Source organism: Barnesiella sp. An22 (assembly GCF_002159975.1).
Lineage (GTDB): Bacteria > Bacteroidota > Bacteroidia > Bacteroidales > Barnesiellaceae > Barnesiella > Barnesiella merdigallinarum.
This window is the reverse complement of the sequence record NZ_NFJR01000004.1, coordinates 180,350-207,150: the sequence shown is the minus strand read 5'-3', so window position 1 is coordinate 207,150 and position 26,801 is coordinate 180,350. Positions and strand designations below refer to the sequence as shown.

25 protein-coding genes and 1 tRNA gene are annotated in these 26,801 nt (G+C 55.2%); 7 read left to right on the top strand and 19 right to left on the bottom strand.

Going from position 1 to position 26,801, the window contains the following annotated elements; all coding sequences use genetic code 11:
- The first annotated feature begins 450 nt into the window (after nucleotides 1-450).
- Complete coding sequence (locus B5F38_RS06270) at nucleotides 451-1,785, top strand: DEAD/DEAH box helicase (RefSeq protein WP_087408493.1); 1,335 nt, start codon at nucleotides 451-453, stop codon at nucleotides 1,783-1,785.
- Nucleotides 1,786-2,091: 306 nt separating this feature from the next.
- On the opposite strand, the gene B5F38_RS06265 is transcribed toward B5F38_RS06270, so the two are convergent.
- On the bottom strand, nucleotides 2,092-2,778 hold the full coding sequence (locus tag B5F38_RS06265; RefSeq protein ID WP_087408441.1) for an RNA pseudouridine synthase: 687 nt from the start codon (nucleotides 2,776-2,778) through the stop codon (nucleotides 2,092-2,094).
- Nucleotides 2,779-2,999: 221 nt separating this feature from the next.
- On the opposite strand from B5F38_RS06265, the gene B5F38_RS06260 reads away from it, so the two are divergent.
- Nucleotides 3,000-5,189: a TonB-dependent receptor gene (locus tag B5F38_RS06260; protein WP_087408440.1), complete on the top strand. Its 2,190-nt coding sequence runs from the start codon at nucleotides 3,000-3,002 to the stop codon at nucleotides 5,187-5,189.
- A gap of 128 nt (nucleotides 5,190-5,317) precedes the next feature.
- Here the strand turns inward: B5F38_RS06260 and fabG are convergent, their stop codons facing one another.
- Complete coding sequence (gene fabG / locus B5F38_RS06255; RefSeq protein ID WP_087408439.1) at nucleotides 5,318-6,064, bottom strand: 3-oxoacyl-[acyl-carrier-protein] reductase; 747 nt, start codon at nucleotides 6,062-6,064, stop codon at nucleotides 5,318-5,320.
- A 57-nt stretch (nucleotides 6,065-6,121) separates the two neighbouring features.
- Entirely contained in the window at nucleotides 6,122-6,700 is a 579-nt protein-coding gene (locus tag B5F38_RS06250; protein WP_087408438.1) for a TetR family transcriptional regulator, read from the bottom strand.
- 242 nt (nucleotides 6,701-6,942) lie between these two features.
- On the opposite strand from B5F38_RS06250, the gene B5F38_RS06245 reads away from it, so the two are divergent.
- A tRNA-Met gene (locus B5F38_RS06245) sits at nucleotides 6,943-7,017 on the top strand.
- Nucleotides 7,018-7,309: 292 nt separating this feature from the next.
- Here the strand turns inward: B5F38_RS06245 and B5F38_RS06240 are convergent.
- The 5 genes from B5F38_RS06240 to B5F38_RS06220 form a co-directional block, all read right to left on the bottom strand.
- Nucleotides 7,310-7,693, bottom strand: coding sequence for a hypothetical protein (locus tag B5F38_RS06240; RefSeq protein WP_087408437.1), 384 nt, complete (start codon nucleotides 7,691-7,693; stop codon nucleotides 7,310-7,312).
- On the bottom strand, nucleotides 7,690-8,292 hold the full coding sequence (locus B5F38_RS06235) for a GNAT family N-acetyltransferase (protein ID WP_022340752.1): 603 nt from the start codon (nucleotides 8,290-8,292) through the stop codon (nucleotides 7,690-7,692). The genes B5F38_RS06240 and B5F38_RS06235 overlap by 4 nt, the downstream gene beginning before the upstream one ends.
- Before the next feature lie 8 nt (nucleotides 8,293-8,300).
- Nucleotides 8,301-8,849 carry a GNAT family N-acetyltransferase gene (locus tag B5F38_RS06230; protein ID WP_087408436.1) on the bottom strand — a complete coding sequence of 183 codons (549 nt, stop codon included), beginning with the start codon at nucleotides 8,847-8,849 and terminating at the stop codon, nucleotides 8,301-8,303.
- Nucleotides 8,850-8,851: 2 nt separating this feature from the next.
- Nucleotides 8,852-9,532 carry a zinc ribbon domain-containing protein gene (locus B5F38_RS06225; protein WP_025278023.1) on the bottom strand — a complete coding sequence of 227 codons (681 nt, stop codon included), beginning with the start codon at nucleotides 9,530-9,532 and terminating at the stop codon, nucleotides 8,852-8,854.
- Between the two features lie 350 nt (nucleotides 9,533-9,882).
- Entirely contained in the window at nucleotides 9,883-10,788 is a 906-nt protein-coding gene (locus B5F38_RS06220) for a hypothetical protein (protein ID WP_241147819.1), read from the bottom strand.
- Between B5F38_RS06220 and B5F38_RS06215 the strand changes: the two genes are divergently transcribed.
- From B5F38_RS06215 to B5F38_RS06205, 3 genes are read left to right on the top strand one after another with little or no spacing between them, the layout of a single operon-like run.
- Nucleotides 10,763-12,322 (top strand): phospholipid carrier-dependent glycosyltransferase, encoded by a 1,560-nt coding sequence (locus tag B5F38_RS06215; RefSeq protein ID WP_143240924.1) that lies wholly within the window; start codon nucleotides 10,763-10,765, stop codon nucleotides 12,320-12,322. The two genes, B5F38_RS06220 and B5F38_RS06215, sit on opposite strands and share 26 nt — an antisense overlap.
- Nucleotides 12,323-12,325: 3 nt before the next feature.
- Nucleotides 12,326-13,903, top strand: a complete 1,578-nt coding sequence (locus B5F38_RS06210; RefSeq protein ID WP_087408434.1) for an NAD(P)/FAD-dependent oxidoreductase — start codon at nucleotides 12,326-12,328, stop codon at nucleotides 13,901-13,903.
- Nucleotides 13,900-14,325: a GtrA family protein gene (locus B5F38_RS06205; protein WP_087408433.1), complete on the top strand. Its 426-nt coding sequence runs from the start codon at nucleotides 13,900-13,902 to the stop codon at nucleotides 14,323-14,325. Before B5F38_RS06210 ends, B5F38_RS06205 begins: the two co-directional genes overlap by 4 nt.
- A 570-nt stretch (nucleotides 14,326-14,895) precedes the next feature.
- Here the strand turns inward: B5F38_RS06205 and B5F38_RS06200 are convergent.
- The 7 genes from B5F38_RS06200 to B5F38_RS06170 form a co-directional block, all read right to left on the bottom strand.
- Nucleotides 14,896-15,381, bottom strand: coding sequence for an SPOR domain-containing protein (locus B5F38_RS06200; RefSeq protein ID WP_087408432.1), 486 nt, complete (start codon nucleotides 15,379-15,381; stop codon nucleotides 14,896-14,898).
- 162 nt (nucleotides 15,382-15,543) lie between these two features.
- Complete coding sequence (hisB, locus tag B5F38_RS06195; RefSeq protein ID WP_087408431.1) at nucleotides 15,544-16,671, bottom strand: bifunctional histidinol-phosphatase/imidazoleglycerol-phosphate dehydratase HisB; 1,128 nt, start codon at nucleotides 16,669-16,671, stop codon at nucleotides 15,544-15,546.
- The gene (hisC, locus tag B5F38_RS06190; protein ID WP_087408492.1) at nucleotides 16,668-17,729 is read right to left on the bottom strand and encodes a histidinol-phosphate transaminase; all 1,062 of its coding nucleotides are present in this window, start codon (nucleotides 17,727-17,729) and stop codon (nucleotides 16,668-16,670) included. The genes hisB and hisC overlap by 4 nt, the downstream gene beginning before the upstream one ends.
- Nucleotides 17,713-19,029, bottom strand: coding sequence for a histidinol dehydrogenase (hisD, locus tag B5F38_RS06185; RefSeq protein WP_087408430.1), 1,317 nt, complete (start codon nucleotides 19,027-19,029; stop codon nucleotides 17,713-17,715). The genes hisC and hisD overlap by 17 nt, the downstream gene beginning before the upstream one ends.
- 1 nt (nucleotide 19,030) lies before the next feature.
- Nucleotides 19,031-19,882 (bottom strand): ATP phosphoribosyltransferase, encoded by an 852-nt coding sequence (gene hisG / locus B5F38_RS06180; RefSeq protein WP_087408429.1) that lies wholly within the window; start codon nucleotides 19,880-19,882, stop codon nucleotides 19,031-19,033.
- A 266-nt stretch (nucleotides 19,883-20,148) separates the two neighbouring features.
- Nucleotides 20,149-21,165 (bottom strand): inorganic phosphate transporter, encoded by a 1,017-nt coding sequence (locus tag B5F38_RS06175; RefSeq protein ID WP_087408428.1) that lies wholly within the window; start codon nucleotides 21,163-21,165, stop codon nucleotides 20,149-20,151.
- Between the two features lie 12 nt (nucleotides 21,166-21,177).
- Nucleotides 21,178-21,825: a DUF47 family protein gene (locus B5F38_RS06170; protein WP_087408427.1), complete on the bottom strand. Its 648-nt coding sequence runs from the start codon at nucleotides 21,823-21,825 to the stop codon at nucleotides 21,178-21,180.
- 240 nt (nucleotides 21,826-22,065) lie between these two features.
- Here B5F38_RS06170 and mnmD point away from each other — a divergent pair, with 240 nt between their 5' ends.
- On the top strand, nucleotides 22,066-22,752 hold the full coding sequence (mnmD, locus tag B5F38_RS06165) for a tRNA (5-methylaminomethyl-2-thiouridine)(34)-methyltransferase MnmD (protein ID WP_241147818.1): 687 nt from the start codon (nucleotides 22,066-22,068) through the stop codon (nucleotides 22,750-22,752).
- On the opposite strand, the gene B5F38_RS06160 is transcribed toward mnmD, so the two are convergent.
- Genes B5F38_RS06160 through hypF form a run of 4 tightly spaced genes read right to left on the bottom strand, consistent with a single transcriptional unit; the run spans nucleotide 22,739 to nucleotide 26,791 of the window.
- Nucleotides 22,739-23,368: a class I SAM-dependent methyltransferase gene (locus tag B5F38_RS06160; RefSeq protein WP_087408426.1), complete on the bottom strand. Its 630-nt coding sequence runs from the start codon at nucleotides 23,366-23,368 to the stop codon at nucleotides 22,739-22,741. The two genes, mnmD and B5F38_RS06160, sit on opposite strands and share 14 nt — an antisense overlap.
- Nucleotides 23,365-24,114, bottom strand: a complete 750-nt coding sequence (hypB, locus tag B5F38_RS06155; protein ID WP_087408425.1) for a hydrogenase nickel incorporation protein HypB — start codon at nucleotides 24,112-24,114, stop codon at nucleotides 23,365-23,367. Before hypB ends, B5F38_RS06160 begins: the two co-directional genes overlap by 4 nt.
- 18 nt (nucleotides 24,115-24,132) lie before the next feature.
- Nucleotides 24,133-24,492, bottom strand: coding sequence for a hydrogenase maturation nickel metallochaperone HypA (locus B5F38_RS06150; protein WP_087408424.1), 360 nt, complete (start codon nucleotides 24,490-24,492; stop codon nucleotides 24,133-24,135).
- Nucleotides 24,493-24,505: 13 nt separating this feature from the next.
- Nucleotides 24,506-26,791: a carbamoyltransferase HypF gene (hypF, locus tag B5F38_RS06145; RefSeq protein ID WP_087408423.1), complete on the bottom strand. Its 2,286-nt coding sequence runs from the start codon at nucleotides 26,789-26,791 to the stop codon at nucleotides 24,506-24,508.
- Nucleotides 26,792-26,801: the final 10 nt, after the last annotated feature.

The following is a 26,801-nucleotide window of genomic DNA, read 5'->3' as shown; positions in this document are numbered from 1 at the left end:
GGACCCCGCATCACAGTGCGGGGTGACACCCTCGTCATACCGCGCCACGACGCGGTATCCAGGAATACCCACAAAACTACCGACGATAGACAATCTACCGGGCTACACATCACGAGACCCAGCTACGCAAGTCAGAGGAGTAAATAATTGTATATAAACTGATTACATATCGAGGAAAGGGTTCGAACAGGTACAAAAAAAAAATTGATTGTCTCACGACAACCAATCTTTGTTAACCTTAATCTTAATCTAATACTATGAAAAACACAGTGCAAATATAGGCACTTTCTGTTATACAACATAATTTTCAAGCATATTTCATACCGATTTAATATTATTTAAGTATCGACAAACCAACCAACGATGCGGCAAACCATTTTTACTCCTTGCAGTAAGAGGCAAACGTCAGGCGGTTTGCACGGTGTGACGATATGTCGTATCTTTGCAGCCATGAAAGAATCACAGTCACTCATCGAAAAGGCGTGCCGCAACCTGAACATCGATTCGCTGAACGGCATGCAGAAACAAATGCTCGAGACGGCGCAACGCCCCAACGACATCATCCTGCTATCGCCCACCGGGTCGGGAAAGACGCTGGCCTTCCTGCTGCCGGTGCTGCTGCGCATCGACCCACGGGCTGCCGGTGTGCAGGCGCTGGTGCTGGTACCGTCGCGCGAACTGGCGCTACAAATCGAGAGCGTGCTGCGCAAAATTGCCGCAGGTATCAAAATCGTATGTTGCTACGGCGGTCACTCGGTGCGCGAGGAGAGCAAGTCGCTCGAGGTGGCTCCGGCCCTCGTGGTGGGGACTCCGGGCCGCATTGCCGACCACCTGCGCCGCGGACGCCTGTCGCTCGACACCCTCGATACGCTGGTACTCGACGAGTTTGACAAATGCCTCGCCCTGGGTTTCCACGACGAGATGAAAGAGATTATCGCTCCGCTCGAGGGAGTGAAGAAAAAGATTCTCACCTCGGCTACCGACAGCGAATCGCTACCGGCATTCACCGCCCTGCGCCGCCCGGTGAAGCTCGACTTTCTGGGCTCGAAACGGAGCGAGGAGAGCACGAACGAGCGGCTGACACTCTACCGCATCGACTCGCCCGTGAAGGACAAACTCGACACCCTGCTGCTCCTGCTACGCAACCTGAAGCCGGGGCTTACGCTCGTCTTCTGCAACCAGCGCGAGAGCGTGGAGCGGGTGCAGCAATTCCTCACCGACCGGGGTATCATTGCCGAATCGTTTCACGGCGGCATGGAGCAGGCCGACCGCGAACGGGCCCTCTGTAAATTCCGCAACCACAGCAGCTACATCTGCATCTCGACCGACCTGGCCGCCCGCGGCCTCGACATCCCCGAGGTGAAATATATCATCCATTATCACCTGCCTGTCGACCTCGAGAGCTTCACCCACCGCAACGGCCGCACCGCCCGCATGCACGCCGAGGGCGAGGCCTTCCTGATTGTGGGCCCCACCGAGCAACTGCCCGAGTATGCCAATCAAGCGACCGACTTCAGGCTGGACCCCAAGGCCAACTGGCTGCAAACGCCGCCGATGGCCACCCTGCACTTTGCCGCCGGTAAAAAGGAGAAGATTAGCAAGGGCGACATCGTGGGATTCCTTACCCAGAAGGGCGGACTGACGGCCGACGAGATAGGACTCATCGAGGTAAAAGACCATTACAGCTACGCCGCCGTGGCGCGCAACAAGGCACACGAAACGCTGCGCCGCCTTCGCGACGAAAAGATAAAAGGCAAAAAGGTAAAGATTTCGTTCAGCTACTGATTGGCTCCGAGCCTCTCTGCCCCCACTCCCCGATAAGGAGTCCAGTCGAGTACAAGCAAAAGGGAATGTATTTTGCAGATATTTACCCCAGCCAGTATTCTTGGATTCCGCGTCGCAGCGCGGTATGACGTGCGTGTCACCCCGCACTCCGATGCGGGGTCCGGCAAAGTGCCTCTTGAGGGTATTCTCCTTTGCACGTATTCCTGAATACCGCGTCGCAGCGCGGTATGACGTGCGTGTCACCCCGCACCCCGATGCGGGGTCCAGAGACAATCTTCAGCAATAAGTCTTGCAGGTATTTCCCCTTTATTTACCGGCCTCGACCATCTGCTCGAAAGCCTTCCACAACTTGTCGTCGGGTACGGGAGCCGTCACGCTGATGAGCTGTTTCGACACGGGATGGACAAACTCGACATGGCGGGCATGGAGCGAGATGCCGCCGTCGGGATTGGAGCGTTCGGCCCCATACTTCAAATCGCCCTTGATAGGCGACCCCATCTTGGCCAGCTGGCAGCGTATCTGGTGGTGACGCCCCGTTTTTAAATTCACCTCGAGCAACGTATAGCGGTCGCTGTGAGCCAACACACGATAGTCGAGCACCGCCCGTTTGGCCCCCGGCCGCTCCCGGTCATAGGCCACCGACTTGTTGCTCTTCTCGTTGCGCACCAGGTAGTGCACCAGTTCGCCGCTCTCCTGCTCGGGGGCCTGCTTCACGATGGCCCAATACTGCTTTTTCACCTCGCCGTTGCGGAACATCTCGTTCAACCGGGCCAGTGCCTTGCTCGTTTTAGCAAAAACCACCACACCGCTCACGGGGCGGTCGAGGCGATGGGTTACCCCCACGAAGACATTACCCGGCTTGTTGTACTTCTCCTTGAGCCAAGCCTTCAGCATCTCGCTCAACGGCGTGTCACCCGTCTTGTCGCCCTGCACGATTTCGGAGCAGGTCTTGTTGACGATAATCACATGATTGTCTTCGTAGAGTACCTCCATAGTTATCCCGATTTGTTTTCGGCACAAAGATAGTGCAAACCGGGCGGACCGGCAAGAAATTGCTTCCGAGAAGCCCGCCCGGAGAGAACGAAACAAAGCTATTACAACATAAAGATTTACAACACGTTGCCATATTCCTCCTAAAAAAAGTTTCGTTTCCAAGCCGTTTTTTGTAACGAAACTCGAAGTTTTTACGTCTATATGAGAAAAGACGATACCGAATGAAACAGACGATCCCGGCCACCCTGCTTGCGGTGGCTCTCTCTACCTTGTGCGCACATGGTGCCACCCCCGAAACTTCGACCCATGCAGACGATTCCATCGCCGTAGTCTATGCCGATACCACCGGCCTGAATGTCGACTCTATCGAAAGTTCGCTCAAGCAGGTCGACCTCGACGAGGTGACTGTCGAGGCTTCGTCGTGGGTGCAGAAGGCCGACCGCAACCTGTTATTTCCCAACGCCCAGCAGATAAAGCAATCGCGCAACGGCTTGCAGTTGCTCCAGAAGTTGCAGATTCCCGGCGTCATCATAAACCCTTCGGACCAAAGCATTGCCCTGGCCGACAAGAGTGAGGTGAGCCTGCGCATCAACGGCCGCCCCGCCGACAACAAGGAGATTCAGGCCCTCTCGCCCGAGCAGATTGTACGCGTCGAGTACATCGACAATCCCGGCGTGCGCTACGGCGAGGTGGGTGCCGTAATCGATTTCATCGTCAAGAACCCCACCTCGGGCGGCAGCTTCATGGGCGACATCAGCCAAAGCGTCAACCGGGGATTCGGCGAATACTGGCTCGCAGCCAAGGTGAACAGCGGCAAGTCTGAGTTCTCCTACTCGGGTTGGTGCTCGCCCCGTTGGAATATAGAGATGCTGCGCGACAATACCGAACACTACGAACTGCCCGACGGCACCCGCTATACCCGCACCGAGGAGAGTCTCGACGGGAACAAATTCGAACAGTGGACCAACGGCCATTCGCTCAACTACAACTACCTCGACCCTCAAAAGCAGATGTTCAACGCCTCGCTCAACTTCTATTATGGTCACCAAGAGAACCTTTACCGAGGGATCCTCACCGACCATTCGCCCGGCGGCACGACCAGCCTCATGCTCGACGACTCGAAAACGCATCGTATCAGGCCCTCGCTTAACCTCTACTATCAATACAACTTCGACAAAGACCAGCTGCTCATGGCCAACGTCGTGGCCAGCTACGAGCGACCCAACAGCCACCGCATCTATACCGAGGATGAACTCATCTATACCGACAACGGCTTTACCACCGGCTCGTCGCTGGTCGACATCGACAACCTCATCAAGAGCCGCACCTACTCGATACTGGGCGAAGTCGACTATGAAAAGAGGTGGAAAAACAGCCGCGTGACGGCCGGTATCCGCCACACGCAGTCGTGGATTACCAACGACTACGTGGCGCAGGGCGTCGACGACCACATGAACCAGGGCAACAGCTACATCTTCGGTGAATACTGGATGCGGCTGGGAAAACATTTCGACTTCTCGGCCGGCGTCGGTTACAGCCTCTACTCCTATGTACCACGCGACCGGGAGTCGCACCTCTACTCCATCTGGCGGCCCCGCATCTCGGCCCGATACACCATCGACGACCACTCGTCGCTGCGGTTCAACTTTGTGCGTATGGGCAGCGTCATCAGCCTCGATATGCTCAGCCCCGTGGTGCAGGATGTCGACGGCATACAGCAATCGACCGGCAACCCCGACGTCAAGCCCTACGCCACCTACAAGTACGACCTGCAATACCAGTACAACCGCAGCATCTTCTATGGCAAACTGGGAGCCTTCTATACCCATGCCCCGGGAGCCATCATGCCCGAAAAAGTGTGGGTGGGCGACAAAATTCTCACCCGCTACAACAACCAGCGAAATGCCAAAGAGCTGCGTTTCTACCTCGATACCCGGGTAACGGCCATCCCCAACTGGCTCACCCTCAGTGTCGGGCCCGCCTGGCACCGCTACTGGATGCGGGGCAACAACTACACCCACGTCTACAACAACTTCTATTGCTACGCCACCTTCGAACTGTCGCACTGGGGATTTTCGCTCGAGGGTATGCTCCAGACCAACTTCAACCGGTTCTGGGGAGAGACGCTCAATGGCGGAGAGAACGTGCACACCCTCAAGCTCACCTACAACTACAAGGACTGGAATTTCGGGGTGATGGTATTCGACCCCTTCGTCAACGACTACAAAGTGAAAAACGAAAACTGGAACCGATATGCCGGATACCAACAGACAATGACCTCGAACATGGTCAAACAGATGGTTGTCGTCAGCGTGAGCTGGAACCTCAACTGGGGCCGCCGATACGAGGCTGGCGAGCAGCGCATCAACAACGCGATAGGCGGCGGTGGTGTCAATGCCGCCGGCAAATAACCCCTGTCCGTCGGGCCGGCCCCTCCCCCCCCCGCGGCCAACAGGTTCCCGGCCTGGCATCCAACAGAAACAAAACGGGGCCGTATCGTTTGCGCGATACAGCCCCGTTCTTTATGCAGGTTTCTGAATTACATGTTCATACCACCGCAGCAGTGGATAACCTGACCCGTTACATACGACGACAGGTCAGATGCGAGGAACGTAGCCACGTTGGCCACATCTTCGGGCGTTCCGCCACGACGCAGAGGAATCTGTTTGGCCCATTCGGCTTTCACCTCGTCGGAGAGAGCGGCCGTCATGTCGGTGATGATGAAGCCCGGAGCGATAGCGTTGGCACGTACACCACGCGAGCCCAGCTCTTTGGCAATCGACTTGGCCAAACCAATCATACCGGCCTTCGATGCCGAGTAGTTGCACTGTCCGGCGTTACCCGATACACCTACCACCGAAGCCATGTTGATGATGCTTCCGCCCTTCTGTTTCATCATGATGGGCGTAACGGCGTGGATGAAGTTGAAAGCCGACTTGAGGTTTACGTTGATAACCATATCCCATTGTTGCTCGGTCATACGCATCATCAGACCGTCGCGAGTGATACCGGCATTGTTTACCAGGATGTCGATACGGCCGAAGTCCTTCACGATTTCGGCAACCACGCTGTGAGCCTCCTCGAAGTTGGCGGCATTCGAAGCATACCCTTTGGCACGTACACCCAGAGCGGCAATCTCTTGCTCGGTAGCTTTTCCGTTCTCGTCGATGGCGAGGTCGGTAAATGCAATATCAGCTCCTTCCGAAGCGAATTTCAGGGCGATAGCTTTTCCTATACCCCGTGCTGCACCAGTAATGACAGCAACTTTTCCTTCCAGTAATTTCATAATTTTCTTGTTTATATGCAGGGCCGCAAGTCGCCTCGCCGCCCTCGGTTAATAAAATTATCGTTTTATCCCGTACAAGATGAAATCCAGGATGTAATCCTTCAGCCGCGACCGCTCGATGCCCGACTCGGCAAAGTTGTCGCGAATGTAGGGCACATCGAGCCCCCGCAACGCATAGTGCAGCACCGAGGCGGTAGCCGTCACATTGGGGATATGAAACACCCCCTGCTCTACCCCTTCGGTGAGGATGCTCCGCAAGAGCGCCTCCTCGCGGATGTCGATGCTGCGCCGGGCCTTCTCCACCTTCCAGATGTCGCGGAAGAACTCGGCCCGCAGCGTACCGTTGCGCACCACCGCCTCCTTGACCGCCTCCAGCCGGGTGTTGATGTAGTGGAGCAACTTCTCCTCGGGCGGCAAGTCGCGGTTGGCAAGCCCCTCGAGCCGAGCATACAGGTGCTCCGACTCGGCCTCGACCACGGCCCAATAGATTTCGTTCTTGTTTTTGAAATAGGTATAGATCGTGCGACGCCCTTTCCCCGACGCTTCGGCTATATCGTTCATCGTCGTAGCTGCCACCCCTTTGCGGGCAAACAACTGGCGAGCCACATCGATAAGCAATTCACGCGTACGAACCATAAACCTGTCTCTTTTTTCAGTTGCACAATCGTGCAAAACGTGTGCGAAATTACATATTTTTATTATTAAAAACCAAAGTATGCACTTCGTTTTTCAAACCGCACGAAGTGCTAAAAACTTTAACATAACAATAACAATCTGACACACAATATTTTAATTCAAAATCATCGAATCAGACAAAAAAAATATATCCAAACATTTGCTTTTTCAATTATTCTCCGTACCTTTGCACTCACAAACACCGCGGGGTGGAGCAGTGGTAGCTCGTTGGGCTCATAACCCAAAGGTCGTCGGTTCGAGTCCGGCTCCCGCAACCAAGACAAAGGGTCGCAACAGCGACCCTTTTTTCGTATCTACCCCTCCCCCTTCTCTTATGTCGGCCTCCCGAAAATATTCAGAGGATACAAAATTATTCCGTAATTCTGCAAAAGGAATATACCTGCTTGAAATTAAGATGGTTAGAGAATTTACTTCGTTTTTGGGTAATGGGTTGGCAACCGTTCAATTTACTGTGGTCTGCATCGCTTTGCTTGTTCGGGTAACTCTTACGGATGCAAATATAGTGAAATATAGCAGGCAAAAAAATAAAGCCATTTCCTTTTTGCCTGCTTACATTGTTTTTATCAAAACTGGAGACAATAATGTTGTTGCCAAAATCAGCAGCCACAGATTGCCGGTCAATGGATTATATGCTGCTAAAAGTTCCGAAGCAGTATTGCCTCCCGCCAGTCCTACTCCAAATTCAAAAGCGATAGTTAGAACGCCCCAGCATATTCCTATCAGCCAGCAATCTTTGAAAGTAAGGGCTTTTATAATCCGAGGCAACAGCAACCATGTTATCAGAAAAATACATACGCTTAATATAATCCCGCTAACAGGTAATGCCCATTTCTCTCCGAGAATCTTCGTCAATACATATTCCCTCAATCCTCCATTGAGAATTGCTACAGGAATAAAGCATAGCCAAACTATGAGCGATTTCAGAATGTTCATACTATCTTTCCACTATATGTTCTATTGACAGAAGGTGCTTGCATAGTGAGTTTCATAAATAATTTCGTATATCCATTCTTTTTCTTTGTCTTCTTAAAACCGGTGAAGCCTAATTTTGTATAACAGTTTACGGCGGGACGATTTTCTTCTATTACATCCAGAATATATTCTTTATATCCTGCTTGCCGCATACTTTCTTTCAGTAAATTAGATGCAACTCCACTCCGTCTGATAGATTTGCGTGTTGCAACAAATTCAATAAATCCGGTCGTCATAGGATAGGGCAGAGGCATCTCAAATTCTTTCTTCAGGACAAGTTTGGCAATAGTTCCCATAATCAAACCAAAACATTTCCTATATGATAACCAATCTGTATAAACAGCTCTGCCTGTGCAATCCGAAATACCTGCAACACCGACTATATTGTCGTTATATAATGCAACATAAAATCTTTCCGAACGGATACCTGATTCAAGCGCCTTTGCTACAATATTCATATCCTTACGGAAAAAAGAAAAATCACGTTCAAAGCCTTCTGCGATACACAAGGCTATTTCACTTCGTTCATCTTCTCGTGCTAATCGGACAGTGATATTCATGTTTTTCCTTATTTAAGCTCTTCCCATTCTTCTTTTGTCATCTTCATAAAATGTTCTGTGCGAATATCCCCAAGCGGAGAAGTCTTGCCCTCTTCCGTATGATGGAAACGGAAACCACACTTCTCCATCACCCGGCGGGATTTCGTGTTACCGTCATAGTAGCCACACCAAATGGCATTTATTCCCAAATCCTCGAAACATCGTTGCATCAGACGGCGCACGGCTTCCGGTATCAATCCTTGTCCCCAATACGGCTTGCCTATCCAATAACCTATCTCCGCCTCATTCTCTTGCATTTCGGCACTATGCAGACCATCCCCGAACATAATACCTATGCTCCCGACCGGTTCACCGGTTTGTTTTAACTCAACAGCGTAGATTTCCGGAGCAGCAAAAACGGTACGGATGATGTTCAAACTGTCTTCCACGGAAGTATGCGGTGGCCATCCAGCAATAGGCCCGATTGCAGGGTCTTGAGCGTATTTATATAAAGCCTCGGCATCGGATTCTTGCCAAGGTCGCAGTATAAGCCGTTCTGTATTTATTTCTTTAATCATTGTTAGATGTTAGAGTGAGAATATTCGCCGTTAATCCAAAAGGTAGCTTCTGTACCGGTGAAATGCAAAAGCACATAATTGGGGTCGCTCGCTCCACCGGGGAAATGATGAATGAACCAGTCTTTCCACATTTCCTTGCGGATAGCATCATCAGTAACCACTTCTACCGTGCCACGCATGGCAACGCCATCCCCATAGTAATCGTAGCAAAGCCCTGCCTTGTTGTTCGCCTTAAAATCATTCACTTTCACGGAATCTGCACAGGTTGCCATCCAAACCTCATGGAACCCTCTTGCTCCTATCTTAGACATCTGCACAGGACGAGGATAACCGTTGGCGTCAATGGAAACTACGGTAACGTTCTCGCATTGGGAAAGCAAATGCGTTGCTTTTTCCGCCAGTGTCCGTTCATCCTTTTCCTTCCACCGTTTCAGGTGTGGAAAGTATTGGAGCATTTGTTCTTTTGCTTGTATGGGAGTCAGCTTACATTCAGCCTGCACATTCCATTGGTCAAAGAATTGCAGGCAGAACTCTATCATTTGAGTCATTGTAAACTCTTGAGTAAACTCACCATTTTTGTAGCAATAGACGCAATAATCTTCACGACGGCTTCCATCGGCATTTGTCCCTCTGTTCTCATCTGTCAAGGGCATACCGCAACTTTGGCAAAACTGTTGTTCCATATATGTTTTCTATTCAATGCCTGTCAGTCCCTTTACAGGCGGTTATAAAATGCGAAAGCGTGGAACTGCAATGCTACCACGTCTAAGTTGGAGGTCGTAGGAAACCTTTAGTACAGATATGATAATAGCAGCCCACGCTATGGCGTGAGAACCACTATGCCATCTCTTGTACTAAGTCCGAAATTTCCTACGTTTCCAACTTACAAGATAAGCATACCGCTTCTTCTTTTTTTCTCGTATGCCGTGGAAAGAGTTGCCTCAATCCGATTACAAAGATAGTTTTTTTTTTGTGATAATCCCCTATCTTCTAATGTTTTTATTTGCTTTTGGAGTGGATTTTAGAGTACGTTCTATATTTTCAGCCCTTTGTCCTGCCTTGCAGAAGCAATCCCTAACCCATCTCTCCATTCATTCGCTTTCTGTCTGAACCATTGCACAAGCGGAATGTCATTTACGCATATGTGATAATGTCCTTTCCTGTTCTTGTCCTCCTCAAATGAGAAAGCCGCACTCTCGTCATGGAACTTTCGGTTGAACTCGGGAGAATAGAAATCACCTTTCAGCCTAACTTTCTTCAACTTGCACAACTCTTGTACTACTCTTTCAGAGAACTTCAAGGTATTTCGGCAGAAGTCAATCAGTGGTAACAGCTTTTCCACATAAGGGAAATACCGCTGTATCTTGTCTATATACTCGTTGAACTTGGTGCGTTCTTCCTTATGTTCCTGTTCCATTGTTTCAATATGCTGTACCAACATTTCGTTCTGCCTTTCAAGTGCGGATATGCGTTGCTGCAATTCTTCCCTTTCCGCTTTCAACTTATTGCTGCCCAAAAGAGAACCGACCTTTGCCACAAGTGCCGCTTTTGCCTCGGTCTTGGCGGCTTCCAGCTTCTCTGACTTGATTTCCTTCCGTACTTCGTCAAGCTGCCGTTCCGCCTGTTGCCGCTCGGTCTGCAACTGCCGCACGTTGGCTTCAAGCACTACCGTCTGCCGGGAAAACGTCTGTTGCCGCGCATGTCGGCCATCCGTATCTGGATGAACAAAGAGAATACAAACGACCCGAAGGATTCGGTTATCCCGAATGACAACGACGACAACAATTGATTTAAAACAATTTAAACTCCTATTTATCAATCTATTACAACAGGCATTCCCATAATTCCATCGAAAAATTTCATACAGTAAGAAAAATAGCTTATTTTTGTTTTTAATATTATTTACGACAATTATGAAAATGCCTAAAAATCGCGCCATATATATAGGAGTGGTGGCTTTGGTGTGGGCCTTTGCCTACTTCTACATCTTCAATGCCAAAATCGACGTCAACGGCGACAACTGCCGCTACTACACCTATGCGACGGCTCTGGCCACGGGTCAAGGGTATACCGACATCTCGGCTCCTACGCCCCACCCCACCAACGCATTTCCGCCGGGATACCCGCTGCTGATGATGCCGCTGCGCTTCTTCACCGACAGTGTAGTGGCCCAAAAGGTGCTCAACGGGTTGTTCCTGCTGGGGGGTGCGCTGCTGCTCTTCTTCCTGATGATCAAACGCAAGTTGCCCGACAGTCTGGCCCTGGTGGGGGCCTGTGCCGCTATCCTGAGCGACCGGGTGCTCCACTTCTCGACCATGATGATGAGCGAGATGTCGTGCTTCTTTGTCTCGGCGGCGGCCATCTATCTGCTGACGCTGATGAAGGAGGAGAAACCTTTTTATAAAGATTGGGCCTTCTACGGCATGCTGGTGATGGTGCTGCTCTGCTACCACATACGTACCCAGGGAGTTGCCCTGTTTGCCGCCGTGGTGCTCTTCTTCCTCTGCTCCAAAAAGTGGAAGGAGGCAGCGGGTACGGTGGCGGGATTCGTTGTGGGCTGCCTGCCGTGGGTGTTGCGCAACAAGGCGCTGGGCCTGGGACAGAGCCGCTATTTCGAGTCCATTGCTCAGGTGAACCCGTGGCGACCCGAAGACGGTTCGCTCGACCTGGGAGGTATCGTCGGCCGCTTCTTCGACACGCTGGCCATGCTGGTATCCAAGGCATTGCCCAACTCGGTGATTCCCTACTTCAAGGTCGACTACACGCCCGAGGTCTCGGCCGGATTCCTGCTGTGGGTTGCCGCCATCGTGCTCGTGGCCCTCATCGTGCGCGGCTTCTGGTCGTTCGGTAAATACCGCTGGGTGCTCATCGGCTATACGGTCTTCACCTTCGGCCTCATCTCCATCTTCAGCACCCCCAGCGAAAACCGTTACCTCACCTCCATTATCCCCTTCCTGAACATGGGTCTGCTCGTGGGGCTCTACGAGGTTGTCGTCTGGGCTCTGCGCCGCATGGGCTCGAAACTGGCCTTCTCGCCGTGGATTCTCGCCCTGCTGCTGCTCACGAGCGTGGGCAACATCAAGGAGCTACATGCCATGAACCGGATGCCTTTCCCGCCGGCCTATCAGAACTTTTTCAGAATGGGAGCCGTACTGAAGGAGCATGTATCGCCCGAGACGGTGGTAGCCTCGCGCAAGGGCGAACTGCTCTACATGTTCTCGGGAACACGGGTTACCGGCTACGCCTTCTCGCAGGACGACCGGGCCGTGATACAAAAGATGCTCGACGACGGGGTGGAGTATGTCATCCTCGACCAACTGGGATACAGCTCGACCTACCGTTACCTCTACCCGGCTATTCAGAAGAACGACGACCTCTTTTTCGTCGCCTCTCACATACCCAACCCCGACACCTATCTGTTGAAGTTCGACCGAGAGGCGGCCCGTAAGAAACTGTCACAAACCAACCCCTAAATCATGAGTGCAACCGACAAGAAATCCAAACAGGCAGTCATTGCCGGAGCCGGTCCTGCGGGACTTACCGGCGCATACGAACTGCTGAAACATACCGATATTCACCCCGTCGTATTCGAGGAGTCGAACGAAATCGGGGGTATCTCGCGCACCGTGCGCTACCACGGCAACCGCATGGACATCGGGGGGCATCGCTTCTTCTCCAAGAGCCAGCGGGTGACCGACTGGTGGAACGAGATTATGCCCCTGCAGGGCTCGCCCTCGCTCGACGACCGGCTGCTGCACACCACCGACAAACCTTTCGCCCCCGGCGGTCCCGACCCCGAGACGACCGACCGCGTGATGCTGGTGCGCAACCGCATCTCGCGCATCTTCTACCTGCACAAGTTTTTCGACTATCCCATCTCGCTCAAGCTGCAAACCTTCACCAACATGGGGCTGGTGCGTACCATCGAAGCGGGCTGCGGATACCTGTGGTCGGTATTCTTCAAAAAGCCCGAGACCTCGCTCGAGAATTTCTATATCAACCGTTTCGGCAAACCGCTCTACCGCATGTTTTTCGAAGACTACACCGAAAAGGTGTGGGGCGTTCACCCCTCGAAACTTGGGGCCGACTGGGGTGCCCAGCGGGTAAAGGGGCTGTCGGTATTTGCCATTCTCAAGGACATGCTCAAGAAGAGTTTCTCCAAGAAAGAGAATATCAAAGAGGTGGAGACCTCGCTCATCGAGCAGTTTGTCTACCCCAAACTGGGACCGGGCCAACTGTGGGAGACGGTGGCCGACGAGGTGCGCCGGCACGGGGGTGAGGTGATTACCGAAACCCCGGTGAAAGAGATTCATATCGCCGACAACCGCGTGACCCACGTGACCGTCGAGGATGCCCGGGGCCGTCGCGACGTGCCCTGCGACTACCTGCTCTCATCGCTTCCCCTCAAAGACCTCGTCCGGTCGATTCGCGGCATCGAGGTGCCCGACGAGGTGAAACGTATCGCCGAGGGGCTGCCCTACCGCGACTTCATCACCGTGGGGCTGCTGATGAAAAAACTCGCCATCGACAACCAGACCAAAATCAAGACCTTTGCCAACCGCATACCCGATACCTGGATCTACATACAGGAGCGCGACGTGCGCATTGGCCGCCTGCAGGTCTTCAACAACTGGTCGCCCTACCTGGTCAAGGACTACGAGAACACCGTGTGGATAGGGCTCGAATACTTCTGTACCGAAGGCGATGCCTTCTGGCAGATGAGCGACAAGGAGTTTATCGACATGGCGGTGGGCGAACTGGCCAAAATTGGCATCATCGACCCGGCCGACGTGCTCGACTCGGTACGTATCAAGGTGAAAAAGGCCTACCCCTCCTACTTCGGCAGCTACTACGAACTGGACCGGGTGAAGGCGTTCCTCGACGGCATCGAAAACCTGTGGTGCATCGGCCGTAACGGACAGCACCGCTACAACAACATGGACCACTCGATGATGACCGCCATGGTAGCCGTCGACCACATTGCCGCCGGTAACCCCGACAAGAGTGCCGTGTGGTCGGTCAACACCGAAGAAGAATATCACGAAAGCAAATGAAAGTAACCGACCTGTTCCACAAGCTCTTCTACGGCTCTACCGACAAGCTGCTCGTTCAGTTCGTGCGCTACTTCTTTGTCGGCGGGTTTGCCTTTGTCGTCGACTTCGGGCTGCTCTATATCCTCACCGAGTATGCCGGGCTGCACTACCTGCTCTCGGCCACCCTCTCGTTCATTGCGGGTCTGCTGGTCAACTACATCATCAGTTGCCTGTGGGTATTCAACGGCTCGAAATTCAAGAACCGGCTGGTCGAGTTTCTCTTCTTCGCCGCCATCGGCGTGGTGGGGCTGGCTCTCAACGACACCCTCATCTGGCTCTTTACCGACTGCATCGGCACCCACTACATGTTCTCCAAAATCGTAGCCGCCGCCATGGTCTACCTGTGGAACTTCTTCGCCCGCAAATATCTGGTATTTCGGTAACACACGTCATTCCGCGCCACGACACGAAGAGGCAATCATACCGCGCTACGACGCGGTATCCAGAAAATACCCGAGCAGGAGTACCCGCAACAGTTTACAACGCCTTCCCCTCACTGGACCCCGCATCGTTGTGCGGGGTGACATGTACGTCATACCGCGCTACGACGCGGTATCCAGAAAGACCCGGGCAGGAGTACCCGCAACAGTTTACAACGCTTTTTCCCCCTCACTGGACCCCGCATCGGTGTGCGGGGTGACACGCTCACGTCATACCGCGCCACGACGCGGTATCCAGAAATACCCGGGCAGGAGTACCCGCAACAGTTTACAACGCCTTCCCCTTCACTGGACCCCGCATCGTTGTGCGGGGTGACACGTACGTCATACCGCGCTACGACGCGGTATCCAGGAATACCCGGGCAGGAGCACCCGCAACAGTTTACAACGCCTTCCCCTCACTGGACCCCGCATCGTTGTGTGGGGTGACAGAACGGCAGAGTGACCCGAAAACAAAACAGGGGAGCCGCCCCAACGGGCAGCACCCCTGCAACAGTCGATTCAATACGTTTTTTACTTGTTAATCAGGAACCAGGCATCGGTAAACTGCGGATAGCGAGCCTGCAAAGCCTCACGAGCCTGAACGGCTGCCGGACGATTGTCGAACGAGCAAGCTACCACACGATACCAACCGGCGGCATTCTGTGCCAACACAGCGGGATAACCATCTGCGCGCAGACGCTCGCAAAGGCTCTGTGCATTGAGACGTTGACGGAAACTGCCCACGATTACATTGTACTCTTTGAGCAGAGCATCGTTGCCGTCGACGGCGCTGATGCGCTCGCTCTGCTCGCGCACGGGTGCGGAATAAGAGGGAGTAGTCGTAGTGGTTGTCGAGGGAGTCGTTACCACGGTCTCGGCCGGTGCGGGTGCAGCCTCTTCGATTTTCTTCTCCTGGGCCTTTTCATAGGCAGCCCGATAGGCGCTTTGGCTCGACTTACACGAAGCCATACCGCCAATCAACAAAAGGGACAAAGCCCAAATCCAATTCTTTCTCATAGGACTTTATAAGTTGTTTTAAAGATTTGTTCTATTTTTTCGATTTTACTTCACGCTGCGAAGATAATGCAAAAGTAACAAATAAACCACATTGACTGTCTCAATCTTACCTGTTAAAAAAGATATTTTCCCTCACTTCCGCCCGGCAACGCAAAGGCTCCATCACAGCATGCCCTTGGTCGAGGGCAGCCGGTCGTCGGTGGGGTCTCGCCGGATGGCCATCTTCAATGCCCGGGCAAAGGCCTTGAAGATGCCTTCGATCTTGTGATGCTCGTTCACCCCCTCGGCCTCGATGTGCAGATTCATGCGGGCGGCATCGCTGAACGATTTGAAAAAGTGGAGGAACATCTCGGTGGGCATGTCGCCTATCTTCTCGCGATGGAAATCGGCCTTCCACACCAGCCACGGACGCCCGCCCAGGTCGAGGGCCACGCGGCACAAGGCGTCGTCCATGGGCAGCGAAAAACCATAGCGGGCAATCCCCCGCTTGTCGCCCAACGCCCGGGCAAAGGCGTCGCCCAGCACGATGGCCGTATCTTCGATGGTGTGGTGCTCGTCGACCTGCAAATCGCCCCGGGTGTGTACCGTGAGGTCGACCCCGGCATGGCGACCCAACTGGTCGAGCATGTGGTCGAAGAATCCGAGGCCGGTGTGAATATCGGTGCGGCCCGTCCCGTCGAGGTTGAGCTCGACCCGCACCTCGGTCTCGGCCGTACGGCGTTCGAGCGACACCCGTCGGGTAGCGGCACACACCACTTGAGCCACCTGCCACCAGTCGTCGGTCACCGCCTCGCACACCCCGGCCAGACCGGCTGCCTCGACCTCGGCCACGCCCCGTTCGGACGGAGCGTAATAGATGGCCCGGCAACCCAGGTTGGCCGCCAGTTGCACATCGGTCAGACGGTCGCCAATGACGTAGGAGTGGGCCAGGTCATATTCGCCCGTGGTATAGCGGGTGAGCATGGCCGTGCCCGGTTTGCGGGTGGGGCGGTTCTCCTCGGGCAGCGAGGTGTCGATACAGATCCGGTCGAAACGGATACCCTCGTTGGCCAGGGCCTGCACGATTTTCTGCTGCGCCGGCCAGAAGGTCTCGGCCGGGAACGAAGGGGTACCCATACCGTCCTGATTGGTCACCATCACCCACTCGAAATCAAGACGGGCCGCCACATAGGCCAGGCTCTGGAACACCCGGGGACAGAACTCCAGCTTCTCCAGCGAATCGATTTGAAAGTCGACAGGCGGCTCGACTACCAGCGTGCCGTCGCGATCGATAAAAAGCACTCGTTTCATAGACTCATTCTTTTAGGATAACGGCTTAGTGCCTGAAACAACAAATTCATCTCGTCGGCCGTGCCGATGGTGATGCGCAGACAATCGTCGCACAATCGCACCGACGAGCGGTTGCGCACCACGATGCCCTCGTCGAGCAGCCAACGGTACACGGCCGTGGCCTCGTCGACCCGCACCAGCACAAAGTTGGCATCGCTGGGATAGACCCGCTGCACCAGAGGCAACTCGGCCAACCGCCCGACAAAGCGGTCGCGCACCGCCAGCGTATCGGCCACCCAGCGGCTCACCTCGTCGGCCCGGTCGAGCATGTCGAGGGCATAGCGCTGCACCGGCGCGCTGATGTTGTAGGGATACTTCACCCGGTTGAAATAGTCGATAATCGCCGGCGCGGCAAAGGCCATGCCCAACCGCACCCCGGCACTGCCCCACGCCTTCGAGAGGGTTTGCAGCACCACCAGATTGGGAAACTCGGCCAACCGGCCGAGCCACGAAGGGCGCGACGAGAAGTCGATATACGCCTCGTCGACCACCACGATACCCTCGAAACCGGTCAGGAGCCTTTCAATCTCCTCTTCGGGGAAGGCATTGCCCGTGGGGTTGTTGGGCGAACAGACGAAGAGCAGCCGGCTGTCGGCATCGGCCGCAGCCAGAAGGGCCTCGACCGGGAGCGAAAAATCGGCATTCAAGGGCACTTCGCGATAGGCCACGTCGTTAATGTCGGCACACACCCGATACATGCCGTAGGTGGGAGCTATCGACAAGGCATTGTGCCTGCCCGGCGTGCAGAAGATGCGGTAGAGCAGGTCGATGGCCTCGTCGCTCCCCACCCCGAGGAAAATCTGCTGAGGCGTTACGCCGCGTTGCCGGGCCAGGCGCTGCTTCACGGCCCACTGCAAGGGGTCGGGATAGCGGTTGTAGGGAGTGTTGAAAGGGCTTTCGTTGGCATCGAGCCACACCGAAGCCTCGCCCGAAAATTCGTTTCGGGCCGACGAGTAGGGCTGCAACCGACGGATGTTGGGGCGCACCCACTGCTCTATGGATTTACTCGAGGTTGTCATGGTCATTCGCTTTATTCAGGTTTTGCAAACGTATGGTCACCGCCCGACGGTGAGCCTCCAGCTCTTCGGCGGCAGCCATGGTCTCGATGACGGGGCCGAGATTCTTCAGCCCCTCGGGCGAGATGTGTTGAAAGGTTATCTTGCGGGTGAAGCTGTCGAGATTGACCCCGCTGTAAGCCCGGGCATATCCGCTCGTGGGCAGCGTGTGGTTGGTACCCGAGGCGTAATCGCCCGCACTCTCGGGAGAGTAATAGCCCAGAAATACCGAGCCGGTATTGACCACACCCGCGGCCCACGCCTCGGCATCGGCCCGGTGCACAATCAGGTGCTCGGGGGCATAGGCATTGACCAGGTCGAGCTGCTCCCGGTCGTCGTCGAGCAACACAATCGAGCTGTGGGCAAGCGACTTGGCTATCCATTCGTACCGGGGAAGCCGGGAAGCCTGGCGCTCGATTTCGTCCGGCAAACGGTCGGCCAGGTCGCGACACGACGTCACCAGTACCGACTGGCTGTCGGCCCCGTGCTCGGCCTGCGACAGAAAATCGGCCGCCACGAAACGGAGGTCGGCCCCGGCATCGGCCACCACCATCACCTCCGACGGTCCGGCCGGCATGTCGATAGCCACGCCTTGCATCTGCACCTGTTGCTTGGCCGCCATCACATAGCGGTTGCCCGGCCCGAAAATCTTGCTCACCGCAGGCACGCTGGCCGTACCGAAAGCCAGGGCCCCGATGGCCTGCACACCCCCCAGTTTGAAAATGCGGTCTACCCCCGTAGCACGAGCGGCATAGAGGATAGCCGGGGCAACGCGTCCATCGCGTCCCGGCGGCGTACACATCACCACCTCGCGGCAACCGGCCAACCGGGCGGGAATGGCCAGCATCAGCACCGTCGAGAAGAGGGGCGCCGTACCCCCCGGCACATAGATGCCCACCCGTTCGATGCCTTCGGCCTTCTGCCAGCACCATACCCCGGGTGTAGTCTCGACCTTGTGCACGGCCACGGCCTGCGAGGCGTGAAACTTCGTAATGTTGTCGATAGCCTGCCCGATGGCCGCTTTCAACTCGGGCGACACGGCGGCCGACGCCGCCTCGATTTCATCGGGAGTTACCTGAAAACCGGCTAACTCCACCCCGTCGAACCGGCGCTCGTAACGCCGCAACGCTTCGTCGCCTTCGACCCGCACCGCCTCCAACACCTCGGCCACGGTACGCGACAAGTCGGCCAGGTCAATCTTCGGCCGGGCCACAATCTCCGCCCACTGCTCGCGGGGCGGGTTGTCATATATCTTTACTGCCATACTACAAAATCATCTTTTCAATATCGAGCACCACGATACCTTCGGCACCGGCGCCCTTCAAACGGTTGATTATCTCCCAAAAGCGCTTCTCGTCGAGTACCGTATGCACCGAGCACCAAGCCGGATCGGCCAAAGGCATGACCGTGGGGCTCTTGATGCCCGGCAACACGGCAAGCACGTCGGCCAGCCGCGTTTGCGGCACATTCATCAGGATATACTTCTTGCCATCGGCCGCCTGCACCGACTCGAAACGGAAGAGGAGCTCGTCGAGAATCTCCTGTTTTTCGTCCGACAGCGAATCGGTACCGATAAGCACCGCCTCCGACTCGACCACCTGCTCTACCTCCTTCAGCCGGTTGCTCACCAGCGTACTGCCCGAGCTCACTATATCGAAAATAGCATCGGCCAGGCGAATGCCGGGGGCAATCTCGACCGACCCGGCTATCACGTGAATATCGGCCTCGATGCCGTTGCGGTGCAGAAAATCGGAGAGGATACCGGGATACGAGGTGGCTATCTTGCGCCCCGAAAACCAACCGAGGCCCGGGTAGTCCACGTCCTGCGGGATAGCCAGCGAAAGGCGGCATCGTCCAAAGCCCAACTTCTTGAGCACCCCTACGGGACAGCGTTTCTCCAACACCTCGTTCAAACCCACGATACCTACATCGGCTACCCCCGAGGCGACCGACTCGGGTATATCGTCGTCTCGCAAAAACAACACCTCGACCGGGAAGTTCCGCGCCGAGACCAACAGGGTTCGCTTTCCGCCCGGCAACTTGATGCCGGCCTCTTCCAACAGGGCCATCGACTCTTCATAGAGGCGCCCCTTCGACTGAATGGCAATTCGCAACATGCTTCAACTCTTTTTTAAAAGAAAAAAGGCTTACCGCAACTACGGTAAGCCTATATAAATATTCTCCATGCCATTTCTACATGCACGACTCACCGTACCCCTCTGCGAGGAATATGCAAATGATGGTGATGATGCAACGATAGAAACAACATAATGCTCAATTATAATTCACGACAAATATAGCGCTTTAAAAACAAAATGCAAATTATTTTCCAACTTTTTATTCAAATTGTAAATTTATATTCGAATATCTGCAATATTTGCCACTACACAAAGAGAGAGACCACCCAATAGATGCCGGCGGCCAGCAGGGCGCTCACCGGGATGGTGAGAATCCAGGCCACCCACAGGTCCTTGGTCACACCCCAACGCACGGCCGAGAGCCGCTTGGTGGCACCCACGCCGATGATGGCACCCGTGATGGTATGGGTCGTGCTCACCGGAATCTTCAGGAACTCGGTCAGGTAGAGGGTAAAGGCTCCGGCCGTTTCGGCTACCACCCCTTCGAGCGGGGTCACCTTGGTAATCTTGGTACCCATGGTCTTGACAATCTTCCAACCGCCCGACATGGTACCCAGCGAGATGGCCGTGAAGCACGAGAAGGCTACCCAGTTGGGCAGGTCGGCTATGCTGTCGATACCCGCACCCAGCCCCAGCGAGTGAGCCGCAATGAGGGCGGCGGCGATAATACCCATCACCTTCTGCGAGTCGTTCAGGCCGTGGCCTATGCTGAACATGGCCGACGAGACCAGCTGCAACCGCTTGAACCACACCTCGGCCTTGTGCGGATTGGCCCGGCGGCAAATATGCAACACCAGTATCGTGAAGCCGAAAGCTACCACCATACCGATAAAGGGAGCCAGAAAGATGAAGGCAGCTATCTTGAGAATGATGTTGAGCTGTATGGCCCCGAAGCCGCTGGCCATGATGGCCGCCCCGGCAAAGCCGCCGATAAGGGTATGCGACGACGAGGAGGGGATGCCTTTCCACCAGGTGAAGAGGTTCCAGATGATGGCGGCAATGACACCCGACAGAATGATAGGCAGGGTGATAAACTCCTCGACTACCGTCTTGGACACGGTGTTGGCAATACCGAATCCGCCGATGATGTACTTGGCTATGAAGAAGGCAACAAAGTTGAAGAAGGCCGCCCACAACACCGCCTGAAAGGGGGTGAGCACCTTGGTCGATACGATGGTCGCTATCGAGTTGGCGGCATCGTGAAAGCCGTTGATAAAGTCGAACAACAGCGCCAGAACTATGATAATAATCAGCAACTCCATGGCACCCGGTCGTTAGGCATATTTCACAATCAACGTCCGCAACACCTTGCCCACATGCTCGGCCGAGTCGGTAGTCTTCTCGAGTATCTGCATGATCTCTTTCACCTTGATCAGTTCGATGCAATCTTTCTCCTCCTCGAACAACCGTTTGATGAAGAGTTCATACACATCGTCGGCCTGGTTCTCGATGTCGTGCAACCGGGAGCAGTACTCGCGCAACCGGGTGGGGTTCTTGCGGAAACGCTCGAGCTCGTCCATCGCCTTGCAGATGCAATCGGCCTCCTGCTGTACCAGCAGGCTCAACTCCTTGCCGGTTGCCCCAATGGCATGCGGATTGTAAATCGAGATACGTTTGGCGCAACTGTTTATGCCGTCGATTACATCGTCCATGTGCGAAGCCAACGCCTGTATGTCCTCCCGGTCGAAGGGGGTAATGAAGGTGGTACCCAGTTCGTCGAAGATACGATGCGCCAGGCGGTCGCCCTCACGCTCCAGGTCTTTGATACGTTTGTAGTAGGCATCGCGCTCGTCGGATTTGTCGTGGTCCATACTCTCCACCAGTACGGCCGACGAGGCAACCAGCACCTCGGACAACTGTTTCAACAAAGGGAAAAACTTGGGTTCTTTGGGGGTGAATCGGCTAAAAAAGGAATTTTTCATCGTCGTATTGTATAGATATTTAACACTGTCTATGTTCAAGAGAGCATCGGTCGATACCCTTCGAGACAAAGCGAGGGCGAAAACTCGCTGTATGATTGTCAGCTACAAAGATAGCTGGTCGAAGATAGACAGGATATTACATTTGTTTTAAATTTTTACACTACCTAATTTTTTTTTCTCCGGCTCGCTTTATCGGAAAGATTGTCTTACTTTTGTTCCACATCTGTACACAACCGACCGATGAGCGACACGATAGTCATACAAACGACCGACGACGGGGTGCCTACCCTCTACCTGCCCGGGCTGGACGAGCACTACCACTCGACCAAAGGGGCCCTGACCGAGGCGCGCCACGTCTACATCGACATGGCTCTGCGGGCCCGGGACAAACGCAATATCGACCTGCTCGAGGTGGGATTCGGCACCGGCCTGAATGCCTGGCTCACCCTGCTCGAGGCCCAGGAGCGAGGATTGCACATCCGCTACACCGCATTTGAGCTCTATCCGCTCGACCCCGAGGTTGCCGACCGACTCGACTATCCCGCCCGCATCGCCCCGCAACAGAGCCCGGCCTTTGCCCGGCTGCACCGCTGCGAGTGGGACCGCCCGGTCGAAATTGCTCCGAACTTCACCCTGCTCAAACGTCACGCCGACCTCACCCGCACCCCGGTCGATGGGCTCTACGACGTGGTCTACTTCGACGCCTTCGCCCCCGAGAAACAGCCCGAGATGTGGAGCGAGTCGATATTCCGCACCCTCTACGACCATCTGGCTCCCGGCGGCATACTCACCACCTACTGCGCCAAGGGCGAAATCAGGCGACGGTTGCAGTCCATCGGCTTCACCGTCGAGCGACTGCCGGGCCCACCCCACGGCAAGCGGGAGATATTGCGAGCCAGCAAACCTAACGGACCTACTCATAAATAGCCTCGGCCACCGAGACACTCAACTCATCTCCTACTCCCACCCGTTGCAACAGGATATGATAGCTCTCGTCGGTCTCATCGAACGAGGTGACCGTGAGTCCCACCCGGGTAAACTGCTCGACCTGCTCGGCTACGGGGAGTAGCTTGCGCGAAAAGACCTGCGAGACGAGTCGCTCGTGTATCTGGTTGAGATGTCGACGCCCTTGCGCATGAGCAATGAGCAGACGCCCGCCGCAACGCAGATTGTCGGTTACCAACCGGGCTATCGTGTCGACCGGATAACGAAAATGTGGAAAAACCGAATAGAGCAGAATGGCATCGAAGCGACCGGCCAACCGGTCACGCTCCACATCGGCCTGAATAAAATGTACACCTTCGCCGGCATAGCGCAACGAAGCCTCATGCAACATCTTGGCCGAACTGTCTACGGCCACAATCGGCACATAGGAGCCTACCCGTTCACGAATATAGGGTATCATCACACCTGTACCCGTACCTACATCGAGCACCGTCTCGCCCTGCGAAAGCCTCAAGAGCGACAGCAACGACGCTATTTTTGCGGCATCGGGGCGACTGGTGCGGTCCCACACGCCGGCCATCTCGTCGAAGAAATTCATATTGCCTCCTTTCTCTCGAGACACGAGCCAAGGTAGTCGCACCACGCGTCGAGCCCCGTTCCTCGAGTGGCCGATGTTTCAAAAAACCGAATATCTGCGTTGATTTTCAAGGCATTCTCTTTCAGCCGGTCTATACGACTATCGACATAGGGCAACAAATCGATCTTGTTGATTACACAGATGTCGGCCCCAGCAAACATATAGGGATACTTCAGCGGCTTGTCGTCGCCCTCGGTTACACTCAGCAAGACAACCCGCAGATGCTCACCCAAATCGAACATGGCGGGGCAGACCAGATTACCTACATTCTCGATAAAGAGCAGCGAGTCGGAGACTTGCAGCTCGTCGAACGCCTCGGCCACCATGCGGGCATCGAGGTGACAACCGTTGTGGGTATTGATTTGGACGGCGGGAACACCCAATCGACGGATACGGCCGGCATCGTTGTCGGTATGTTGGTCGCCCTCGATAACAGCCACTCGCCGGAATCCCCGCTCGTCCAGACGGACGAGGGTCTGTTCCAGCAATGCGGTCTTGCCCGATCCCGGCGAACTGACCAGATTGATGGCCACACACCCCATCGAACTCCAGCGAGCCCGATTTTGCCGGGCCACCCGATTGTTGTCACTCAATATATCCTGCTCTACGGCAATATCGACCGCCGTGTCGTGCCCATGAGGCAACCCCCGACGGTGCATCTCTTCGTGGCTCATCTCCCGATGGCCACAACCACAAGTGGTACACATAGTTTTATTGTTTTGTTTTTAAGGTTTATCTTCATCAGACTCGACCGTCAACGACGTGAGGCGAAACTCTTGCCCGGCCTCCAACCGGGTATCGTAGCCACCGCATTGCGGACAAGGCGCATAGAGCGATGCGGGAGCGAAAACAGCACCGCAAGCCCGGCATCGCGAACGGGGCGACACCCGGGTGAGTGCCACCCGGGCACCGGCATAGTCACTGCGATCGAGTACCATCTGCAGGGCATAGGCAAAAGCCTCACTATCGACCCCCGACAGCTCGCCCACCGTCACCTCGACGGTTCGTAGCGTACCGCCGCCATGCCGGCACAACTCGCTACCGACCAACTCGACCACACTGCAAGCCAACGACAATTCGTGCATAACGTCACCCTCTTCAATCGGTTTTCAAAATCGCACTCCGCTCCAGCCACGCCGCAGCGACAGCCATCTGCCCCACGGCAATACCGGCATCGTTGCATGGCACGAGAGCCGGCAAATAGGGCTGCAACCCTACTTGACGCAACAGGGCCATCAGCCGATTGGTCAAGAGCCTGTTTTGTAAAACACCTCCCGAGAGAACCACCCGCGACAGTTTCTGCCGGGCAGCCTGCCGGGCCACCTCGGCACACCACATGGCGGCGTAGGTGTTGTGAAAGGCCATGGCTATCTCACCCCGGGATACGCCGTTACGCAGGTCGTTCACCATAGCCACCACCAGCCACGAGATATCGAGAGGATTATTATGGTCGAAGGGATAGACCTTCGTCACCGACTCGTCGGCCAACTGCTCCAGCTTCTGCGGAGCCTCGGCCTGATAGCGGTTGTAATCGGCTACCCCCAGAAGCGAAGCCACGGCATCGAAGAGCCGGCCCGCACCCGAACTCAGCGGGGTGTTGATACGGCGGGCTATCAGGCGACTTATCAGTTTGATACGGTCGGCTCCTACCCGTTCCACGAAATCGGGAGGCAAAGGCATCGCCTCGCCGTAGAGCGAATAGAGCAGCGACACGGCCATGCGCCACGGTTCACGGGCAGCCACATCGCCTCCCGGCATAGGCAAATAGGGCTGATGCGAAAGACGGCGGTATCGGGTACGCGAGCAGCGCAACAGCTCCCCGCCCCAAATCGTACAGTCGTCGCCATAACCCGTGCCGTCGAGACACAAGGCCAACACCTCGCCCTCGAGGTCATACTCGACCATCACGGCCACGGCATGAGCGTGGTGGTGTTGTACCCGATAGAGGGGTATATGCTGCTCGGCGGCATACCGTTCGCCCCACATCGTAGCCGCATAGTCGGGGTGCAGGTCGCACACCACACAGTGGGGTGTGAAACGAAACAGCGTGGCAAAATGCGAAAACGACTCTTCGAAAAAGGCAAGATTCTCGCGACAAGACAACTCGCCAATGTACTGCCCCAGCAGAATATCGTCGTGTTTGCCCACGGCAAAACTCGAAACCTGCTCGGCCCCCACGGCCAGAATGCCTTCGGTGGGTTGCAGGTTGTGCAACGGTTCGGGCGTATACCCCCGGGCCCGACGCACGGGACGGCACAAGCCGTCATACTCGCACACCACCGAATCGTCTATCCGGTTGTAAATCTCGCGATTGTACGACACCACCAGTTCTACTTGCGAGTCGAACTGGTCATGAGCCTCACCATCGGCAATGACAATAGGATTTCCGCTCAGGTTGGCACTGGTAACAACCATACGCCGCAACCGGGGGGCCGCCTCGAACAGGTCGTAATGAATGGCCATATAGGGCAAAAGTGCTCCCAATGAGCGATACCCCTCGTTGAGCCAGGAGGCATGGTGAGCCCGTTCGTGCGACACGACGATGGGACGGCGCCACGAAGTCAGGGCCCGACGCTCCTCGTCGGTGAGGGCCAGGTCGTCGGTGGCGGTAGCCTCGTCGCGATACATCACGGCCAACGGTTTGGCGTACCTCCCCTTCAACTTGCGCAGGCGGGCCACCGCCTGCGCATTGTCGGCATCGCACAACAAGTTGTACCCGCCCATGCTCTTCAGGGCAACCAGTCCACCGCCCGACAGGGTCGATGCCACACGCTCTACCAGACGACGGTAGTCGCGCTCCAGCTCTCCGCTCGAGTCGCGCAGCGTATACACGGGGCCACAACGATTGCAGGCAATAGGCTGGGCGTGAAACCGGCGGTCGCTCACATCGGCATATTCGCGGCGACAGGTGTCGCACAGTTCGAAGTCGCTCATGGTGGTCACCCCACGGTCGTAGGGCAGAGCCTTGATGATAGTAAAGCGGGGTCCGCAGTGAGTACAGTTGATAAAGGGGTAATCGATACGGTGGGGCTGTCGACGACGGTCTTGCAAACACTCGGGACAGATGGCTATATCGGGGCTAATGCGGGTAATCTCGTTGCCGTCGCTGCGACTGGGAGCAATCTCGAAGCAATCGTACGTCGTAGTAGCCGGAAGAGTCTCGACATCGATTCGCTCGATGGTAGCGACTGCCGGAGCCGCTTCGGGCAACGCCCTCACGAAACAATCTTTCTGCTCCTCGGTCGCCTGCAATACAACGAGTACACCGTCGTTGCTGTTATCTACATAGCCGTGTAAACCCATTTCGGTAGCCAGGCGATAGACGCAGGGGCGGAATCCCACACCCTGTACAAGCCCCCTGACATGTATGTGATACTGATTCATCTGCAAATGT

What these genes read in the sequence shown, in the direction of transcription:
- mnmD (WP_241147818.1), top strand. Translation starts at nt 22,066, where the DNA reads ATGAGCGACACGATAGTCATACAAACGACCGACGACGGGGTGCCTACC.
- B5F38_RS06205 (WP_087408433.1), top strand. Translation starts at nt 13,900, where the DNA reads ATGAAAGTAACCGACCTGTTCCACAAGCTCTTCTACGGCTCTACCGAC.
- B5F38_RS06235 (WP_022340752.1), bottom strand. Translation starts at nt 8,292, where the DNA reads ATGAATATCACTGTCCGATTAGCACGAGAAGATGAACGAAGTGAAATA.
- B5F38_RS06240 (WP_087408437.1), bottom strand. Translation starts at nt 7,693, where the DNA reads ATGAACATTCTGAAATCGCTCATAGTTTGGCTATGCTTTATTCCTGTA.
- hisB (WP_087408431.1), bottom strand. Translation starts at nt 16,671, where the DNA reads ATGAAACGAGTGCTTTTTATCGATCGCGACGGCACGCTGGTAGTCGAG.
- B5F38_RS06215 (WP_143240924.1), top strand. Translation starts at nt 10,763, where the DNA reads ATGAAAATGCCTAAAAATCGCGCCATATATATAGGAGTGGTGGCTTTG.
- B5F38_RS06220 (WP_241147819.1), bottom strand. Translation starts at nt 10,788, where the DNA reads ATGGCGCGATTTTTAGGCATTTTCATAATTGTCGTAAATAATATTAAA.
- B5F38_RS06230 (WP_087408436.1), bottom strand. Translation starts at nt 8,849, where the DNA reads ATGATTAAAGAAATAAATACAGAACGGCTTATACTGCGACCTTGGCAA.
- hisG (WP_087408429.1), bottom strand. Translation starts at nt 19,882, where the DNA reads ATGTTGCGAATTGCCATTCAGTCGAAGGGGCGCCTCTATGAAGAGTCG.
- fabG (WP_087408439.1), bottom strand. Translation starts at nt 6,064, where the DNA reads ATGAAATTACTGGAAGGAAAAGTTGCTGTCATTACTGGTGCAGCACGG.
- B5F38_RS06150 (WP_087408424.1), bottom strand. Translation starts at nt 24,492, where the DNA reads ATGCACGAATTGTCGTTGGCTTGCAGTGTGGTCGAGTTGGTCGGTAGC.
- B5F38_RS06210 (WP_087408434.1), top strand. Translation starts at nt 12,326, where the DNA reads ATGAGTGCAACCGACAAGAAATCCAAACAGGCAGTCATTGCCGGAGCC.
- B5F38_RS06175 (WP_087408428.1), bottom strand. Translation starts at nt 21,165, where the DNA reads ATGGAGTTGCTGATTATTATCATAGTTCTGGCGCTGTTGTTCGACTTT.
- B5F38_RS06260 (WP_087408440.1), top strand. Translation starts at nt 3,000, where the DNA reads ATGAAACAGACGATCCCGGCCACCCTGCTTGCGGTGGCTCTCTCTACC.
- B5F38_RS06225 (WP_025278023.1), bottom strand. Translation starts at nt 9,532, where the DNA reads ATGGAACAACAGTTTTGCCAAAGTTGCGGTATGCCCTTGACAGATGAG.
- B5F38_RS06270 (WP_087408493.1), top strand. Translation starts at nt 451, where the DNA reads ATGAAAGAATCACAGTCACTCATCGAAAAGGCGTGCCGCAACCTGAAC.
- B5F38_RS06160 (WP_087408426.1), bottom strand. Translation starts at nt 23,368, where the DNA reads ATGAATTTCTTCGACGAGATGGCCGGCGTGTGGGACCGCACCAGTCGC.
- hypF (WP_087408423.1), bottom strand. Translation starts at nt 26,791, where the DNA reads ATGAATCAGTATCACATACATGTCAGGGGGCTTGTACAGGGTGTGGGA.
- B5F38_RS06250 (WP_087408438.1), bottom strand. Translation starts at nt 6,700, where the DNA reads ATGGTTCGTACGCGTGAATTGCTTATCGATGTGGCTCGCCAGTTGTTT.
- B5F38_RS06265 (WP_087408441.1), bottom strand. Translation starts at nt 2,778, where the DNA reads ATGGAGGTACTCTACGAAGACAATCATGTGATTATCGTCAACAAGACC.
- hisC (WP_087408492.1), bottom strand. Translation starts at nt 17,729, where the DNA reads ATGACAACCTCGAGTAAATCCATAGAGCAGTGGGTGCGCCCCAACATC.
- B5F38_RS06200 (WP_087408432.1), bottom strand. Translation starts at nt 15,381, where the DNA reads ATGAGAAAGAATTGGATTTGGGCTTTGTCCCTTTTGTTGATTGGCGGT.
- hypB (WP_087408425.1), bottom strand. Translation starts at nt 24,114, where the DNA reads ATGTGTACCACTTGTGGTTGTGGCCATCGGGAGATGAGCCACGAAGAG.
- hisD (WP_087408430.1), bottom strand. Translation starts at nt 19,029, where the DNA reads ATGGCAGTAAAGATATATGACAACCCGCCCCGCGAGCAGTGGGCGGAG.
- B5F38_RS06170 (WP_087408427.1), bottom strand. Translation starts at nt 21,825, where the DNA reads ATGAAAAATTCCTTTTTTAGCCGATTCACCCCCAAAGAACCCAAGTTT.